Raw genomic sequence first — 15,585 nt, 5'->3', positions numbered from 1 at the left:
TCAGTGACTGTCATCGCAAGGGGCTTACAAGGAGTTAGTGTGGATTTTCTGAATGCCATTCCCATGGAAACCGACCAGTTGTTCGAGCTGGCGTTGTGGTGGGGCGGAACCCTGTTGTCAGCACTGGCCGTGCTGGTGTTCGGGATGTGGGTGGCCAAGCGTCTGACCCGCTGGGTCACCTCGCTGTTGCAGCGCAAGAGCATGGACGAGGCGGCGGCAGGCTTCGTCGGTCAGATCGCCTACGCGATTCTGGTGGTCATGGTGCTGCTGACCGCGCTGGATCAGGTGGGGGTCGATACCACGTCGATGATCGCGGCGCTGGGTGCGGCGGGTCTGGCCATCGGCCTGGCACTGCAGAGCTCACTGTCCAATCTGGCCTCGGGCTTCCTGCTGGTGACGTTGCGTCCGTTCAAGAAGGGCGATTACATCGAGGCCGCCGGGACGTCCGGCAGCGTCGACCAGATCACCATGCTGCAGACTCGTCTGGTGACGCCGGACAATCGCAAGGTCACCGTGCCCAACTCCAGCGTGATGTCCCAGACCATCACCAATTATTCGGCACTGCCGACACGTCGTCTGGATCTGGTGGTCGGGGTCAGCTATGACGACGACATCCGTCAGGTCAAGGCGGTGCTCGAGGAGCTGGTCAACAGCGACGAGCGCATCATGAAGGAGCCGTCCTACCTGATCGCCGTGGCGGAACTGGCCGACAGCTCGGTCAACTTCAACTTCCGCATGTGGTGCCAGGCCTCTGACTACTGGGCACTGAAGTGGGACATGACCGAGCGTATCAAGCTGACCTTCGATGAGCGCGGCATCAGCATCCCCTATCCGCAGCGCGATGTGCATATCCATCAGCCGGGCAGGGCGGCCGAGTAAGCCACCTGTCCTCGCGTGATGGCATGCCATGCCATGACATGCCGTGATATGACACAAAAGAACGCCACCTTCGGGTGGCGTTTTTTTGTGGCGCGAGTCAGCTACTCTCGAGTGTGGCAGTGGTTCATCCTCCAGGACCGGGAGTGTCGTCTCTTGTACATGATCATGGATCTGACTCGTCGCCAACGTCGCCAGGCGTGGCACCTTCTGCTTGCCAGCCTGGCCGTGCTCGGCATCGGGCTCGTGCCGCTGTTAAGCCAGCAGGCCCTCTATCTGGATGACATGAGTCGTACCCTGGATGGCTACTTCGGATGGGGGCTGAATGCCCGCCCGGCCGCGGAAGGCGTGATGCGCCTGCTGGGCTTCGGGGGAGAGCTTGTCAATGTCGCGCCCTTGCCGCAGCTGGCGGCCTGGGGCATCGCGGCCGGTATGGCGCTGGTCTGGTGGCGTCGGGTGCCGGGACTCTCGCCGGGCGTCTGCGTGCTGGGCAATGCGCTCATCTGGCTGACACCCTTCACGCTGCAGAACTTCAGCTATGCCTACGACAGTCTGCCGATGAGTCTCGGGCTTGCCAGCGCGATGCTGGCCAGCCTGATCCTGCGCCCGGGTGTCCACGGGCCGGTGCAACGTTCGCAGCGCCGCTGGCAACCTTCATTGATGGCGCTGGGATTGCTGCTGCTGGCCCTGTGCTGCTACCAGCCGGCGCTGAACGCCTTTCTGGTACTGAGCCTGCTGGACGCCCTGATGGGGTCGCGCCCGCGCGGGGTCGAAAGGAGAGAGGCTGATGAGAGAAATACCGAAGAGAGGAAGTTCGAAGAGGGAAAGACCGAACAGAGTGAATCGGTATGGCGCGCCTGGCTTGCGCTGCTGCAGCGCGGCGGACTGGTGCTGGCTGCCTTGCTGCTCTACCTGCCGCTGTCACGACTGCTGGTGGCGGGCGACTACAGCCAGCAGCACGGCGAGATGCTGTCGCTGGGGGATCTCCCGGCGCTGCTGGCCGCCTTGGAGCAGCATCTCGTAGAGGCACTTGCCGCCCTGCGTGGCGGACTGGATCTCGTCAGCGGGGTACTGAGTGGCAGCCTGCTGGTGGTAGCGCTGGGGGCGGCGCTGATGACAGCAGGCCGGCGGCATGGCGCACGCCAGGTGTCCTCGCGCCAGCTGACGCTGGAGCGTCTGAGTCGTCTGCTGTGGGCGCTGCTGCTGATACCTGCACTGTGGGGGCCGATGCTGATGCTGGCGGAGCCGGTCTTTCACTCGCGCACCCTGGTGGGCTGGGGGGCACTGCTGGGCGGTGCCCTGATGCTGAGCCTGGCGGGCCGGCAGGCGAGAGCCTCCGAGCGCTTCACGCTGCGGCGCTGTCTGCTGGCGGTGGCGGCACTGCTGTTGCTGCGTCACTGGTTGATCTTCGCGGCCTGGAGCAATGCGCTGGCCGCCCAGCAGGCCCATGAGACCCAGCTGGCGCGTGAGATCGTCACCCAGGCACGTGAGCTGGGACTGCCGATCACCTCACCACGTGACCGCGACACCTATCGGCCCGATGACGAGCTGGCGGTGCAGGTGCTGGGGAAGGCGCCGCTGGCACCGCTGGCGCGGGTCGCTGAGCGTCAGGTGCCCGCCGTGCGCCAGAACCTGATCGCCGCCTTCACGCCTGACAACTATTGGGCTGTGGTGAGATTGCGCATGGCCGGTGCCAGTGCGGCGACCCTGCTGCGCGATGATGAGCGCAAGGCCAGTATCAAGGAGCCGCCTGTCTGTGACGAGCGCGCGTCAGTGGATGCCCCGGGAGATGAGGGGGGATCGCCGAGAATCTTCACCCAGACCTTGCAGGAGGGTGTCTGGGTGATCGACTTTCGCACCGCCGAGAACTGTCGCCGAGCAGACGTGAGACCCTGACGTGCGTCCAGACGCTTGCCCAGGCGCTTGCCCAGGCGCTTGCCCAGACGCTTATCCAGACACGACAACGCCGCCCCGAGGGGCGGCGTTGTCGTGTCTCACGGCAGATCATGCTGCCGAGTTCGATCAGGCGTGGTTCTCGACCTGTTCGAATTCGTCGGTGATCTCATCGCTCGGCGCTGCGGTCATGATGCTGACCACGTAGATGGCGATGTAGGCGAAGATGACGCCCGGCACGATCTCGTAGAGGTCGAAGATGCCACCGGACAGCTGCTTCCAGACCACCACGGTCACGCCACCGACGATGATGCCGGCCAGAGCGCCGAAGCGGTTCATGCGACGCCAGTACAGCGACATGATCAGCGCCGGACCGAAGGCCGCGCCGAAGCCGGCCCAGGCGTAGGACACCAGGCCCAGTACGCTGGAGTTCGGGTCCAGTGCCAGCACCCACGCGATGATGGCGATGCCGATCACGGCGAAGCGGCCGACCCACACCAGCTCGGACTGGGTCGCGTCCTTCTTGAACAGTGCCTTGTAGAAGTCATCGGCCAGCGCAGAGGAAGACACCAGCAGCTGGGAGTCGGCGGTGGACATCACGGCAGCCAGGATGGCGGCCAGCAGCACGCCGGCGACCGCCGGGTGGAAGATGAAGTTCACCATGACCATGAAGATCTTCTCGCTGTCGGCCAGATCCTTCGGCACATAGACGAGACCCAGCAGGCCGATGCAGATGGCGGCGAACAGCCCCAGGGCTGACCAGATGACGGCGATGGTGCGTGCGGTGCCGACATCCTTCTCGCTGCGGATGGCCGCGAAGCGCGCCAGGATGTGCGGCTGACCGAAGTAGCCCAGACCCCAGGCCAGTGACGAGATGATGCCGACCAGCGTCAGGGCTTCACCGGTGGAGGCGTCACGGAACCATTCCAGCAGCAGCGGGTTCTCGGCGGTGATGCGCGAGCTCGCTTCTGCCACGCCACCCATGTCGGTGAGCGCGACGATGGGCACCACGATCAGCGCGGCGGCCATCATCAGGCCCTGGATGAGGTCGGTCCACGACACGGCGAGGAAGCCGCCGAAGAAGGTGTAGGACACGATGGCGATGGTGCCGACGGTCACGGCGATGGTGTAGTCGAGGCCGAAGACGGTCTCGAACAGCTTGCCGCCCGCCACCAGACCGGAGCTGGTGTAGAAGAGGAAGAACAGCAGGATGAAGACGGCCGAGATGACACGCAGCATCTTGGAGTTGTCGCGGAAGCGCTTCTCGAAGTAATCCGGCAGCGTCAGGGAGTCGCTGGCGACGAAGCTGTAGATACGCAGGCGCTTGGCGACGATCAGCCAGTTGAGCCAGGTACCGGCCAGCAGGCCGATGCCGATCCAGGCAGCGGACAGACCACTGAGGTAGGCCGCGCCCGGCAGGCCCAGCAGCAGCCAGCCGGACATGTCAGAGGCGCCGGCGGAAATCGCGGAGGTCCAGGGGCCCAGTGAGCGGCCGCCCAGGATGTAGTCCGACATGTTGGAGGTGCGCTTGTAGGCCAGCAGGCCGATGCCAAGCATCACCGCCAGATAGACGGCAAACGTGATGAGAATTGTGGGGCTATTTTCGACCATCGTGGAGTAAATCCTTTGCATTTATTGTTGTCGGACGTCGAGCGTTCCGATAATCCCGGAGGAGATGGCACCGCCTGGTGCATCACCGCCATGGCCCTGAGCACCTACCGAATGTCACCGTCCTGCAAGGGCTGGTGCCATTCTGTATATGTTCAGACTAGCGCATAAACGAATCATCTGAAGCCTCTCCGTCCCCGCATGTCGCCGTCGAATCAAGCAGGAGAACGGCAACGGACACCGCAGGGCACCTGGCGGGCAGGCCAGTCAATCGGCCTGTCTGCCAAGTGGCATCCCTGTCGGTGTCCGAAGCACACCCCCCGTGCTGCAGAGAGGGTGTGCCAGGCATCGTCCTGATGCCCATTGCCTGACTACTTCATGCACGTCCGGCATGCAGTCCTCTGTCAGGCGGGACCGATGCTACTCGTCGTGCAGGCCCGTCATGCCGAGCCCGTCACCGGCGATAGCGCCGATCATTCGTCGCCCATGGCCAGAAGAGACGCGTTGCCGCCGAGTGCCGTGGTGTTGATGGTACGGGTCTTCTCGGTGGCGAAACGGTGCAGGTAGTGGGGGCCGCCGGCTTTCGGACCGGTACCGGAGAAGCCCTGACCACCAAACGGCTGTACACCCACCACTGCGCCGATGATATTCCTGTTGACGTAGACATTACCAACACGAATTTTCTGTGCAACTGCATTAGCAAAACTTTCGTTTCGGGAATGCACACCGAAGGTCAGGCCATAGCCCAGGCCATTGATGGTATCGATGACCTTGTCGATATCGCCGCCTTTCCAGGTGGCGATGTGCAGGATCGGCCCGAACTGCTCGCTTTCCAGGCTGTCGATGCCGTCGATGCGCAGCGCGATCGGCGCGACGAAGGTGCCTTCGGCGGTGTGCGCCGGGTCCATGCGGGCTTCCGCCACCACGCGGCCCTGGGCACGATATTCCTCGATGTGCTTGAGCAGACCGGCGCGTGCCTCTTCATCGATGACCGGGCCGACATCAGTGCCCAGATCGCGCGGATCGCCGATCTTCAGCTCATCCATTGCGCCCTTGAGCAGGCTGATGACGCGCTCGGCGACATCTTCCTGGACGTAGAGCACACGCAGGGCGGAACAGCGCTGCCCGGCGCTCTGGAAGGCGGACTGCACCACGTCATTGACGACCTGCTCCGGCAGGGCGGTGGAGTCGACGATCATGGCGTTGAGGCCACCGGTCTCGGCGATCAGACTCGGCAGCGGGGCATTTTCACGTGCCGCCAGAGAGCGGTTGATGATCTGGGCGGTCTGGGTGGAGCCGGTGAAGCAGACGCCGGTGATGCGCGGGTCGCTGGAGAGCACGCTGCCCACGGTCGGGCCATCGCCCGGCAGCAGCTGCACGACATCCCGCGGCATGCCGGCTTCACGCAGTAGCTCGACGACACGGTGCGCGACCAGCGAGGTCTGCTCGGCCGGTTTGGCGACCACGGTGTTACCGGTGACGGCCGCGGCGACCATCTGACCGCAGAAGATCGCGACCGGGAAGTTCCAGGGGCTGATGCAGGCGAACACGCCCTTGCCGCCCAGCACGATCTCGTTGTGCTCGCCGGTCGGGCCACGCAGGACGGTGGGGGCACCGAAGTCGGCACGCGCACGGTTGGCGTAGTAGCGGCAGAAGTCGACGGCTTCGCGAATCTCGGCGATGCCATCGGTCAGAAGCTTGCCGCCCTCTCGGGAGCACAGGGTCATCAGCTCCGCGGTATGGGCTTCCATCAGATCGCCAAAGCGCTCGAGGATGGCAGCACGCTCCTCGACCGGGGTCATCTCCCAGCGCGGGAAGGCGGCCCAGGCGGCGTCGATGGCGCGGGAGGCTTCATCGGCGCTGGTCCACTGCACGTGGCCCACGGTGACGCGGCGATCGAACGGGCAGGTCACGGCTTGACGTCGTTCGGCATTGGCGTCGACATCGAAGGCCAGCTGCGGACGCACGTCGTAGGTGCTGTCCATGAACCTGGCCATCTCGTCCATCAGCGGCTGGTACTGGCTGTTGATGTTCAGATTGATGCCGCGTGAGTTGCGACGGCCCTCGCCATAGATATGCGGCGGTAGAGCGATACGCGGATTGTGGTAGCTCTTGAACTGGGAGAGCGTGGTGACCGGGTGAACGCACAGGCTCTCGACCGGCACGCGCGGGTCGACCAGCTGGTGGACGAACGAGGAGTTGGCGCCGTTCTCCAGCAGGCGACGCACCAGGTAGGGGAGCAGGTCCTTGTGGGCACCGACCGGCGCATAGATACGGCACCAGGTCCCTTCGGGAGCGCGCTTGAGGGCGGCGTCGTACAGCGCCTCGCCCATGCCGTGCAGACGCTGGAATTCGAACTGACGCGTCTCGCCTGAGTTGGCCACGTCCAGAATGGTGCTGATGGTGTGAGCGTTGTGGGTCGCGAACTGCGGATAGATGCGGCCACGGGTGTTCTCGGACAGCAGGAAGCGCACGCAGGCCAGATAGCTGACATCGGTGGAGGCCTTGCGAGTGAAGACCGGATAGCCGTCGACCCCCAGCTCCTGGGATTCCTTGATCTCGCTGTCCCAGTAGGCGCCCTTGACCAGGCGCAGCGGGATCTCGTCACCCTGCAGGTCGGCGATGCGGTTCAGATACTGAAGCGTCGGCAGAGCGCGGGTGGAGTAGGCCTGCACCACCAGACCGAACTTGCCCCAGCCGCGGCAGGTGTCGCTCTCGTAGACGGCGCGGAAGACTTCCAGCGACAGCTCGAGGCGATCGACCTCTTCGGCATCGATGGTGATGGCGACTTCCAGTTCGCGCGCGATGCTGACCAGTTCGCGCACGCTGGCGACCAGCTCTTCCAGAATCTGCTCGCGACGGCCGAATTCATAACGCGGGTGCAGGGCGGACAGCTTGATGGAGACCGACGGTGACGGCGTCGCGGCCTTCAGCTTGCGAGAGGTCTCGCCCACGGTGCGAATGGCGCGCGCGTAGTCATCGAAGTAGCCCTTGGCATCGGCACGCGTGCAGGCGGCTTCGCCGAGCATGTCGTAGGAGTAGGTGTAGCCCTTCTCGAACTGCGGCTGGGAGCGCTTGAGCGCTTCCTTGATGTCACGGCCCAGCACGAACTGCTTGCCCATGATCTTCATGGCCTGATACATGGCGCGACGGATGACCGGCTCGCCCATGCGGTTGACCATGCGATTGATGAAGGTCGCCGGCTTGCCGTCATTCTTGGGCAGATCCATCTTGATGACGTTGCCGGTCATCAGAAGGCCCCAGGTGGAGGCATTGACGAACCAGGACTCGCTCTGGCCGAGGTGGGATTTCCAGTCGGCCACGCCCAGCTTGTCCTCGATCAGCGCATCGGCGGTGTCCTTGTCCGGAATGCGCAGCAGCGCCTCGGCCAGGCACATCAGCAGCACGCCTTCCTGGGTGTCGAGGCTGTATTGCTGCAGCAGCTCGTCGATGGAATCGACGGCGGTGTCCATGGTGCGAATCTCGCGGACAAGCTCCGCGGCCTTGTCACCGACACGCTTGATGTCGGCATCGTTGACGTCCAGCAGCTTGACCAGCTCAGCCACGAAACCATCTTCGTCGACCAGATAGTGGTCGCTGACCCGTGAGAACAGCTTGCTCGGATCGCGTTGCCAGGTATTCGGCGCCAGAATCTCGTCGGCACGCAGCACCGTCTCGCCCAGCGGGCAAGCGGTACGCGGCGTTTCCTTGAGGGAATCGGACGGCTGGGTAGTGGCCGGAACGGCCGGAGTGACGGTGGTCATTGAGCAAACCCCCTGCTGCTGGGTGGCATTACGCCAGATAGGATTGCCGGGCACGATGCGCGAAGGTGATGCGAGGCGCATCCGGGCGGGACATCGGCACGTCTTGTTGGATACCGGTGAATGTAGGGTGGTGCAGGGGGGCGGGTCTTTCCAATTTCTCGGCTGCGCGTGTCAAATCCACGGGCGTGGCGTGAAACCTGCCGCCATCTGCGACCTTCGTCGAAAAGCATGACGTCAATTGCTGTGAACTTGTTAGACCAAGGTCGGAGTGTCCTGTGTCAGATCCCTGCCGGTCACGCTCTAAGGACAGCGCCCCTGGCCGGGGCTTGCGTTCAGGGCTTGTGATCAGCGCTGGCGCTCAGCGCTTGTGGTCAGAGCTTGCGATCGGGAGACGCTGGGTGGGGGCGTTCAGGACTTGCGCAGTGCGGAAGGCGGGAAACCGAGGTGCTTGCGGAAGGCGTGCGAGAGTGCGCTCTGATTCGCGAATCCGCAGCGCTCGGCAATCTGCGACAGGGAGAGGTCGCTGCTGTCCAGCAGATGGCGCGCTTCGTCCAGGCGGCGGCGCAGCAGGTACTGATAGGGCGAAAGCCCCGTCAACACGCGAAAGCGCTCACTGAAATGCTGTTCGGACAGGTGGGACTGACGTGCCAGATCCGCCACGCTCAGTCGGCGATGCAGGTTGGCATCGATGAAGCGGTTCAGGGCGACCAGATCCAGCTGGCGGCCGGTGCCGTTCAGGGCGCTCATCGGCTCGGCGATACGCGAGTTGAGGCAGGCGAGGAAGGTGGCAGCCAGCAGGTCGCCGGGGGCCTGCTGATAATCATTGACCTCGGCGAGCATGAATTCCAGATAGCCGCGCAGCCGGGTATCCAGCGTGAAGAAGCGCGGGCGCTCGAACAGACGCTTCAGGTCACGATGCTGACCGGTCAGATAGGGCGCGTCATCCGGCAGGTCCAGAATCAACTGGCGATTCTCGCCGATGCCCGCGTAATAGTGCACGTGGTCTGCTGGCACGATACAGCCGGTCAGGGGGCGAATCTCGCCGCCCTGGCCTTCGATCTCGAATTCGGCCAGCCCATCCAGCCCGATCACCAGCTGGTGGTAGCTGTGATCATGGTGTTCCCGCAGGTTGGAAAGCGGGATCAGGCGCATCTCGCTGTTGACCATCAGGCGCGGGTCTCCGCCACGCCCGTGCGGGCGCGCAGGTGTCCCAGCAGGACGTTGAGTTCCTCACGGCCCTCGCGGGAGAACAGCGCGCCGCCCTGCGCCAGTTGCCAGGGTCTGGCGTGCTTGTCGAAGATGCCCTGACAGCGGCGGCGCAGGCTTTCCAGATATTCATCATGACGAATCGGGTAGCCGATCACGCTATGCCACTCGTTCTCGTTGATCTCGCCGCTGACCGCCTGATCCAGCACGCGGGCGATATCACTGAAATCGGTACGAAATCGCGGTGTGCGCGACATCATGAGCAGAGCGACAGTGCCGACGCTGACGATCAGGCAGACCACGAAGGTAATGATGAAGATGGTCATGAGCGAACCTTGTGCGGGCAGAGCCGAGGGAATGATGGGGCATTCTACCACGCCTGTCCGGCGCCATCGTCAGTCCGGCGTGTCGGGTGATGTTCTGTCTGGCAGAACGATATGGCATGATTCTCGCGACATCCGCAGGGTCATGAGTGACCCGTCCATCCAAGGGGAATGCCGAATCATGGCCAATCAACGCGTGGAAGCGGTCGAGCGTGCCTTGACCCTGCTGGAAGCCTTCACCCCCGAGACGCCTCGTCTGACGCTCAACGAGCTGGCCCAGGCCAGCGGTTTCTACAAGAGCACGATTCTGCGTCTGATGGGCTCGCTCGAGCATTTCGGCTACGTGACGCGTGACAGCCATGGAATCTATGCCATCGGCGCGGCGCTTGGGCGCTTCGCCGAGCTGGCACCCGGACTCGATGCCCGCGAGACCCTGCAGCGTGGCTGGCTGGCACGCCTGCATGCGGCCAGTGGTGAGACGGCCAGCCTGCTGCTGGTCGAGCATGGCCCGGCTGCGCAGGCGCGTCCCGTCGAGGGACTGACCCGCCCCCGTCAGGCGATCTGTCGCTATGTTCGCGTCAGTGAGGCGCCGCTGCGCCATCAGCTGGAGGAGGGGGAATGGATCGAGGAGGCGCTATCCGCCTTGCTGCATCACTGCATCGACAGTGGCGAGATCGAGGTCGGTGAGGCCGCAGGACTGACGGTGGCAGCCCTGGCCGTGAGCGTCGCCCCGCATCACGATGAAGGCTTGGGCCCGGCGGAAGTCATCATGCTCAGCGGCCCATCGGCTCGCCTGACGCCCGGCCAGGCACGGCAGCTGATGCAGGAGTGGCAGCAGAGCGCCAGGTGAAGAGGAGGGCTGAATGACACGACGCCCCCGCCGGGTAACCGGCGGGGGCGTCGTGTGGTTGGCCGTCTTCCCTTTGCAGGAAGCGCTTGCCTCAGGCGTCGGTGGCGGCCTTGGCGGCCCCCATGCGGCGACGCAGGATGGGGCCGACGATCACCGGCAGCAGCAGGCCGGCGATGGCGATGCACCACAGGGTCACGGCCAGCGGGCTGCCGATCAGGATGGTCCAGTCGCCGTCGGACAGCTGCATGGCGTGACGCAGGTTCTTCTCCATCTCCGGGCCCAGCAGCATGCCCAGGATGACCGGTACCAGCGGGATGTCCAGCTTGCGCAGGAAGTAGCCGGCGACCCCGAAGGCGACCATGAAGTACAGGTCGAAGGCGGAGTGGCTGATGGAGTAGATGCCGACGAAGGCGACCATCGTCACCACCGGCAGCAGGTACTTGGGCGGCACGGACAGCAGCTTGACGAAGATGCCGACCATCGGAATGTTCATCAGCAGCAGGATGACGTTGCCGATCAGCAGTGCCGCGATCACGCCCCACACGATGTCACCGTGCTGGGAGAACATCAGCGGTCCCGGGGTGATGTTGAGCGAGATCAGCATCGCCAGCAGTACCGCAGTGGTACCGGAACCGGGCACGCCCAGTGTCAGCATCGGCACCAGGGCACCGGAGGCCGCCCCGTTGTTGCCGGCTTCCGGCGCGGCGACCCCACGCGGGTCCCCTTCACCGAAGTGACCTTTCTTGCCGATGATCTTCTTTTCCAGGGTGTAGCTGATGAAGCTGCCCAGCGAGGCCCCGGCGCCCGGCAGCACGCCGGAAATGAAGCCCAGCACCCCGCCACGGAAGGCGGTCGGCAGGATGGCCACGATGTCCTTGAGCTTCAGGGTCATCTTGTTCATCGCGATCATCGCCTTGCCTTCCCCGGCGTGCTGCTCGATGAAGAACAGCAGTTCCGAGATGGCGAACAGACCGACGATGGCGATGATGAAGTCGATGCCTTCATACAGCTCGAGAATGTCGTAGGTGTAGCGCTGGGTGCCGGTGGAGGCATCGATGCCGACGGTGGCGATCATCAGGCCGATGGCCGCCGCCATCAGGGTCTTGACCGGGTTCTTGCCGGTGATGCCACCCAGGGTGGCGAAGGCCAGCACGAACAGCGCGAAGTACTCCGCCGGGCCGAAGGTCAGCGCGAAGCTGGCCAGCCACGGTGCCATCACGATCAGGCCGATGGTGGCGATCAGGCTGCCGATGAAGGAGGCGATCGCCGAGATGGCCATCGCTTCGGCGGCCTTGCCCTTCTGGGCCATCGGATAGCCATCGAGACAGGTCATCATCGCCGGCTCATCGCCCGGGATGTTGAGCAGGATCGAGGAGATGCGCCCGCCGTACATGGCACCGGCGTAGACCGAGGTCAGCAGGATCAGCGACGTCTCCGGGCTCAGGCCCAGGGTGAAGGCCAGCGGAATCAGGATGGCCACGCCATTGGCCGGGCCCAGACCCGGCAGGGCGCCGATCAAGGTACCGAGGAAGGCACCCAGCACGGCAAACATCAGATTTTCTGGCTGCAGGGCGATGCCGAAGCCCTGCATCAAGAAGCCAAGACTTTCCATTACGCCACCTCCAGAATGCCCAGCGGCAGTGGTAGCTCAAGCACGAAATTGAACAGGGCGAAGACGACGATGCCGCCGACCAGCCCCGTGGCATAGGCCTTGAGCGGCGTGGCCCCCATGCGCCAGCACAGGGTGCCGACCGCAGCGGTGGTCGTGACGATGAAGCCCAGCGGCTCCAGCAGCGCGGTGTAGAGGCACAGGATCACGATCGCCAGCACCATCTCGGCGCCGGTGCGGCTCCACGGCCAGTGCTGGTCAGGGTCAGGCCGCAGGATCAGGTACAGACTGCTCAGGCCCAGCACGATGGACAGCACGGTAGGGAAGGTTTCAGGACCGATGGACTCGGCCCCACCGAAGGGTTCGGGGAACTGCTGGGCACCCCAGCCGTACGCGACGGCCAGGGTGAGCATCAGCAGACCAAAGATGCGGTCATTCATCAGCGAATCAGCCCAATGTCCTTGGAGAGCGTCTGGATGTCCTTGATCTGCGCCTTCACGAAGGCATCAAACTCGGCACCCGATTTGTGGAACGGCATAAGGCCGCTCTTGGTCATCACGTCCTTCCATTCATCGCTGGTGTAGACGTTGTCCAATGTCGTGGTCCAGTACTGCTCGGCGTCATCGCTGATGTCGGCCGGCATGTAGAAGCCACGCCAGTTGGGCGCGACAGCATCGATCCCCTGCTCGCGTGCGGTGGGGACGTCAGCCAGCTTGCCCGGCAGGCGCTCTTCGGAGAGCACGGCCAGTACCTTCAGATCACCGGACTCCATGAAGCCCTGGATCTCGGAGATGTCACCGGTGAAGGCCTGCACGTGGCCGCCGACGACCTGGGTAATCGCCTCACCGCCGTTGTTGTAGGACAGGTAGGAGACCTTGGGCAGGTTCTCGACACCGGCTGCCTGGGCGGCGATCAGTACCTTGAGGTGATCCCAGCCGCCTGCCGCACTGCCGCCGGCGAACTTGACGGATTTCGGGTCTTTCTTCAGCGCCTCCATCACCTCGCTCAAGGTGTTGTAGGGCGAGTCCTTGGAGACGGCGATGGCGCCGTAATCCGCGCCCAGTGCGCCGATCCAGTTGACCTGATCCTGATTCATGCCCGGGAACTGACCCTGGGCCAGACGCGTGGTGGTCGCGGTGGACGCGGCCACCAGCAGCTGCTCATCACCGGCGCGCTTGGAGACGGTATGGGCGAAGGCGACGCCACCACCGGCACCGGCCATGTTGATGGTCTGGACGTTGCCCGGCACGTATTCGAGATCAGACAGCAGCTTGCCGACGCTGCGGCAGGTGAAATCCCAGCCGCCGCCCGGGTCTGCCGGTGCGATGCAGTCGACCTTGCCCTTGGGCTCGAAGGCGAGGGCCTGGGCGGACATGGCGGTGACCACCGCGGCGGTCAGGAGTTTGAGAGACAGATGGCGTGTCATGGCGACCTCTGATGTCGTTGAGCTTGTTATTGGTATGCACTCTTTGCGCTGGCAGGACAGTGGCGGGCTTCGTCTCCCGGTTTCCTGTCAGCAACCTTACAGTTCTGTAAGGCAGAACTTTATTCTGTATGGTGAAATTAGTCCCCTCGGCCCTGCCTCGCAAGATCACCATTCGTCGCACCGACCTTGGTCGAAAGACGCCTCCCTGCACCAGGGCGGTGCATTGAAGGGACTTCGACGGTGTCCTGCTATCGGTCATGACGGCATGGCATGTCGTGAATGAGACCTCATGCGGCGTTGCAGCAACTGCAGCGCCGGCTGGCGAGGGCTAGCGTGTAGCCGAAGCCCGCCATCGCCTGACGACGAGCGAGGGGCAAGGAACAGGAGGCGTCATGGTCAAGGTACTGGGGGGAGTGTGGGCGTTGTTGCTGGGGATCGTGCTGATCATGCTCGGCAACGGCATGCACTTCACGCTGATCGGCCTGCGTGGCGCCATCGAGGGCTTCTCCTCGGCGGAGCTGGCGATCGTCACCTCGGGATACTTCGTGGGGTTTCTCTCCGGGGCACGTTATACCCCGGTGCTGATCCAGCGGGTCGGACATGTGCGGGTGTTCGCCGCGCTGGGCAGTTTCATCTCGGCGGCACTGATCGCCTTGCCACTGCTCACCGAGCCCTGGGCCTGGACCCTGCTGCGCATGTTGATCGGCTTCTGCATGTCCGGCATCTATGTGACGGCGGAAAGCTGGCTGAACGCGGCGGCCAGCAACGAGACCCGTGGCAAGGTGCTCTCGGCCTACATGATGGCGCAGACCCTGGGCATCATCGGGGCCCAGGGCCTGCTGACGCTGGGGGATGCCGCGACTTCCGTGCTGTTCATCTGCGCCTCCATTCTCGTGTCGGTCTCCTTCGGCCCCATCCTGTTGTCGGCGGTCGTGGCGCCCGTGGTGGAAGTCTCGCGGGCCATGTCATTCGGTCAGCTGTTCCGGGCCTCGCCGCTGGGGGCCATCGGCATCTTTCTGCTCGGTAGCGTCTACGCCACCCAGTCGGGGATGGGCGCGGTATTCGGCACCCAGATCGGCCTCTCGGGGGCTCAGATCGCGCTGTTCATCGCCACGCTGTTCGCCGGCGCGCTGGTTCTGCAGACCCCCATCGGCTGGTTATCGGACCGCATGGATCGCCGAGTGCTGATCGGGATTCTGGCCGCCGCCGGTGCAGCGTCCTGCGCACTGGGCTGGATGGCGGGAGATGCCCTGTGGCCGTTGATCGCCGCCGCGTTCCTCGCCGGTGGGGTGACCACGCCGCTGTATGCCCTGCTGCTGGCCTTCACCAATGACTCGCTGTCTGCCGAGGAGATGCCGGGCGCCTCGGGCGGGCTGGTCTTTTCCTTCGGACTCGGTGCCATCCTCGGGCCGCTGGCGGCAGGGGGCGCGATGGAGATGCTCGACCCCCATGCCTTCTGGCTGGTGCTGGCCGTCACCTTCGTGGCCATCTCGCTGTATGCGCTCTATCAGGTCACCCAGAAGGCGAGGGTGCCGCTGGAGGACACCGACAGCTATCTGAATATCCTGCCGACGGCGTCACCGATGGCGGTGGAAGTGGCGGTGGAGTGGGCGCATGAACATGCCGAGGACGAGCAGGAAGCGCTGGCGGCAGCTGAAGCGGCCGCACAGGAAGAGGCCTTCGAACATGAACTGGAGGAAACCTTCGAGGAGGCGCTGGAAGAGGCTCTCGATGAGGCCTTTGCGGCCAATGAGACGCCAGTGGACATTCAGGGCGCTGCTGATCAGAGCGCCATTGATCAGAGCGTTATTGAGCAGAGCACTATTGATCAGAGCGGTATTGAGCAGAGCATTATTGATCAGAGAGACGGCAGAAAACCCCCCGCCGCAGCGAAGTCAGATAGGACAGACTCCGCCGCAGCGGGGGGATCAGACGAGCCGGCGTGGCAGACATCTACGTCTCACGACGCGCTCAAGGCCCAGTGGCCGCCCTCCACGCCTTGAGGTCCGCTCAGTGAGGGGCGCGTCTCA

The 15,585-nt window shown here is 64.1% G+C and carries 11 protein-coding genes; 4 read left to right on the top strand and 7 right to left on the bottom strand.

Annotated features, from left to right (window positions below; all coding sequences use genetic code 11):
• The first annotated feature begins 39 nt into the window (after positions 1-39).
• Together BFX80_RS11975 and BFX80_RS11970 are read left to right on the top strand one after the other, a co-directional pair.
• Positions 40-879: a mechanosensitive ion channel family protein gene (locus BFX80_RS11975; RefSeq protein ID WP_240499561.1), complete on the top strand. Its 840-nt coding sequence runs from the start codon at positions 40-42 to the stop codon at positions 877-879.
• Positions 880-1,044: 165 nt separating this feature from the next.
• Positions 1,045-2,772 (top strand): glucosyltransferase domain-containing protein, encoded by a 1,728-nt coding sequence (locus tag BFX80_RS11970; RefSeq protein WP_167593033.1) that lies wholly within the window; start codon positions 1,045-1,047, stop codon positions 2,770-2,772.
• Positions 2,773-2,898: 126 nt separating this feature from the next.
• On the opposite strand, the gene putP is transcribed toward BFX80_RS11970, so the two are convergent.
• The 4 genes from putP to BFX80_RS11950 form a co-directional block, all read right to left on the bottom strand.
• Entirely contained in the window at positions 2,899-4,380 is a 1,482-nt protein-coding gene (gene putP, locus BFX80_RS11965; RefSeq protein ID WP_077372611.1) for a sodium/proline symporter PutP, read from the bottom strand.
• Between the two features lie 470 nt (positions 4,381-4,850).
• On the bottom strand, positions 4,851-8,141 hold the full coding sequence (gene putA, locus BFX80_RS11960; protein WP_157109488.1) for a bifunctional proline dehydrogenase/L-glutamate gamma-semialdehyde dehydrogenase PutA: 3,291 nt from the start codon (positions 8,139-8,141) through the stop codon (positions 4,851-4,853).
• 408 nt (positions 8,142-8,549) lie between these two features.
• A complete protein-coding gene (locus BFX80_RS11955; protein WP_077372614.1) occupies positions 8,550-9,308 on the bottom strand; it encodes an AraC family transcriptional regulator in 759 nt (252 codons plus the stop codon).
• A complete protein-coding gene (locus BFX80_RS11950) occupies positions 9,308-9,673 on the bottom strand; it encodes a hypothetical protein (protein ID WP_077372617.1) in 366 nt (121 codons plus the stop codon). The genes BFX80_RS11955 and BFX80_RS11950 overlap by 1 nt, the downstream gene beginning before the upstream one ends.
• 178 nt (positions 9,674-9,851) lie before the next feature.
• On the opposite strand from BFX80_RS11950, the gene BFX80_RS11945 reads away from it, so the two are divergent.
• The gene (locus tag BFX80_RS11945; protein ID WP_167593032.1) at positions 9,852-10,520 is read left to right on the top strand and encodes a helix-turn-helix domain-containing protein; all 669 of its coding nucleotides are present in this window, start codon (positions 9,852-9,854) and stop codon (positions 10,518-10,520) included.
• 91 nt (positions 10,521-10,611) lie between these two features.
• Here the strand turns inward: BFX80_RS11945 and BFX80_RS11940 are convergent, their stop codons facing one another.
• The 3 genes from BFX80_RS11940 to BFX80_RS11930 are packed head-to-tail and all read right to left on the bottom strand — an operon-like array spanning position 10,612 to position 13,555.
• Positions 10,612-12,132, bottom strand: a complete 1,521-nt coding sequence (locus BFX80_RS11940) for a tripartite tricarboxylate transporter permease (protein WP_077372623.1) — start codon at positions 12,130-12,132, stop codon at positions 10,612-10,614.
• Positions 12,132-12,569, bottom strand: coding sequence for a tripartite tricarboxylate transporter TctB family protein (locus BFX80_RS11935; protein WP_077372626.1), 438 nt, complete (start codon positions 12,567-12,569; stop codon positions 12,132-12,134). Before BFX80_RS11935 ends, BFX80_RS11940 begins: the two co-directional genes overlap by 1 nt.
• Positions 12,569-13,555, bottom strand: coding sequence for a Bug family tripartite tricarboxylate transporter substrate binding protein (locus BFX80_RS11930; RefSeq protein ID WP_084209024.1), 987 nt, complete (start codon positions 13,553-13,555; stop codon positions 12,569-12,571). Before BFX80_RS11930 ends, BFX80_RS11935 begins: the two co-directional genes overlap by 1 nt.
• Before the next feature lie 392 nt (positions 13,556-13,947).
• Between BFX80_RS11930 and BFX80_RS11925 the strand changes: the two genes are divergently transcribed.
• Entirely contained in the window at positions 13,948-15,558 is a 1,611-nt protein-coding gene (locus tag BFX80_RS11925) for an MFS transporter (protein ID WP_084209023.1), read from the top strand.
• Positions 15,559-15,585: the final 27 nt, after the last annotated feature.

Origin of the sequence: Cobetia marina, assembly GCF_001720485.1 — a bacterium.
GTDB lineage: Bacteria > Pseudomonadota > Gammaproteobacteria > Pseudomonadales > Halomonadaceae > Cobetia > Cobetia marina.
Note: the sequence above shows the minus strand (reverse complement) of the source record. Positions and strands in the feature narration are given on the sequence as shown.

Coding starts and splice junctions, on each gene's coding strand:
- BFX80_RS11970 (WP_167593033.1), top strand. CDS start 1,045: ATGGATCTGACTCGTCGCCAACGTCGCCAGGCGTGGCACCTTCTGCTT.
- putP (WP_077372611.1), bottom strand. CDS start 4,380: ATGGTCGAAAATAGCCCCACAATTCTCATCACGTTTGCCGTCTATCTG.
- putA (WP_157109488.1), bottom strand. CDS start 8,141: ATGACCACCGTCACTCCGGCCGTTCCGGCCACTACCCAGCCGTCCGAT.
- BFX80_RS11955 (WP_077372614.1), bottom strand. CDS start 9,308: ATGGTCAACAGCGAGATGCGCCTGATCCCGCTTTCCAACCTGCGGGAA.
- BFX80_RS11950 (WP_077372617.1), bottom strand. CDS start 9,673: ATGACCATCTTCATCATTACCTTCGTGGTCTGCCTGATCGTCAGCGTC.
- BFX80_RS11945 (WP_167593032.1), top strand. CDS start 9,852: ATGGCCAATCAACGCGTGGAAGCGGTCGAGCGTGCCTTGACCCTGCTG.
- BFX80_RS11940 (WP_077372623.1), bottom strand. CDS start 12,132: ATGGAAAGTCTTGGCTTCTTGATGCAGGGCTTCGGCATCGCCCTGCAG.
- BFX80_RS11935 (WP_077372626.1), bottom strand. CDS start 12,569: ATGAATGACCGCATCTTTGGTCTGCTGATGCTCACCCTGGCCGTCGCG.
- BFX80_RS11930 (WP_084209024.1), bottom strand. CDS start 13,555: ATGACACGCCATCTGTCTCTCAAACTCCTGACCGCCGCGGTGGTCACC.
- BFX80_RS11925 (WP_084209023.1), top strand. CDS start 13,948: ATGGTCAAGGTACTGGGGGGAGTGTGGGCGTTGTTGCTGGGGATCGTG.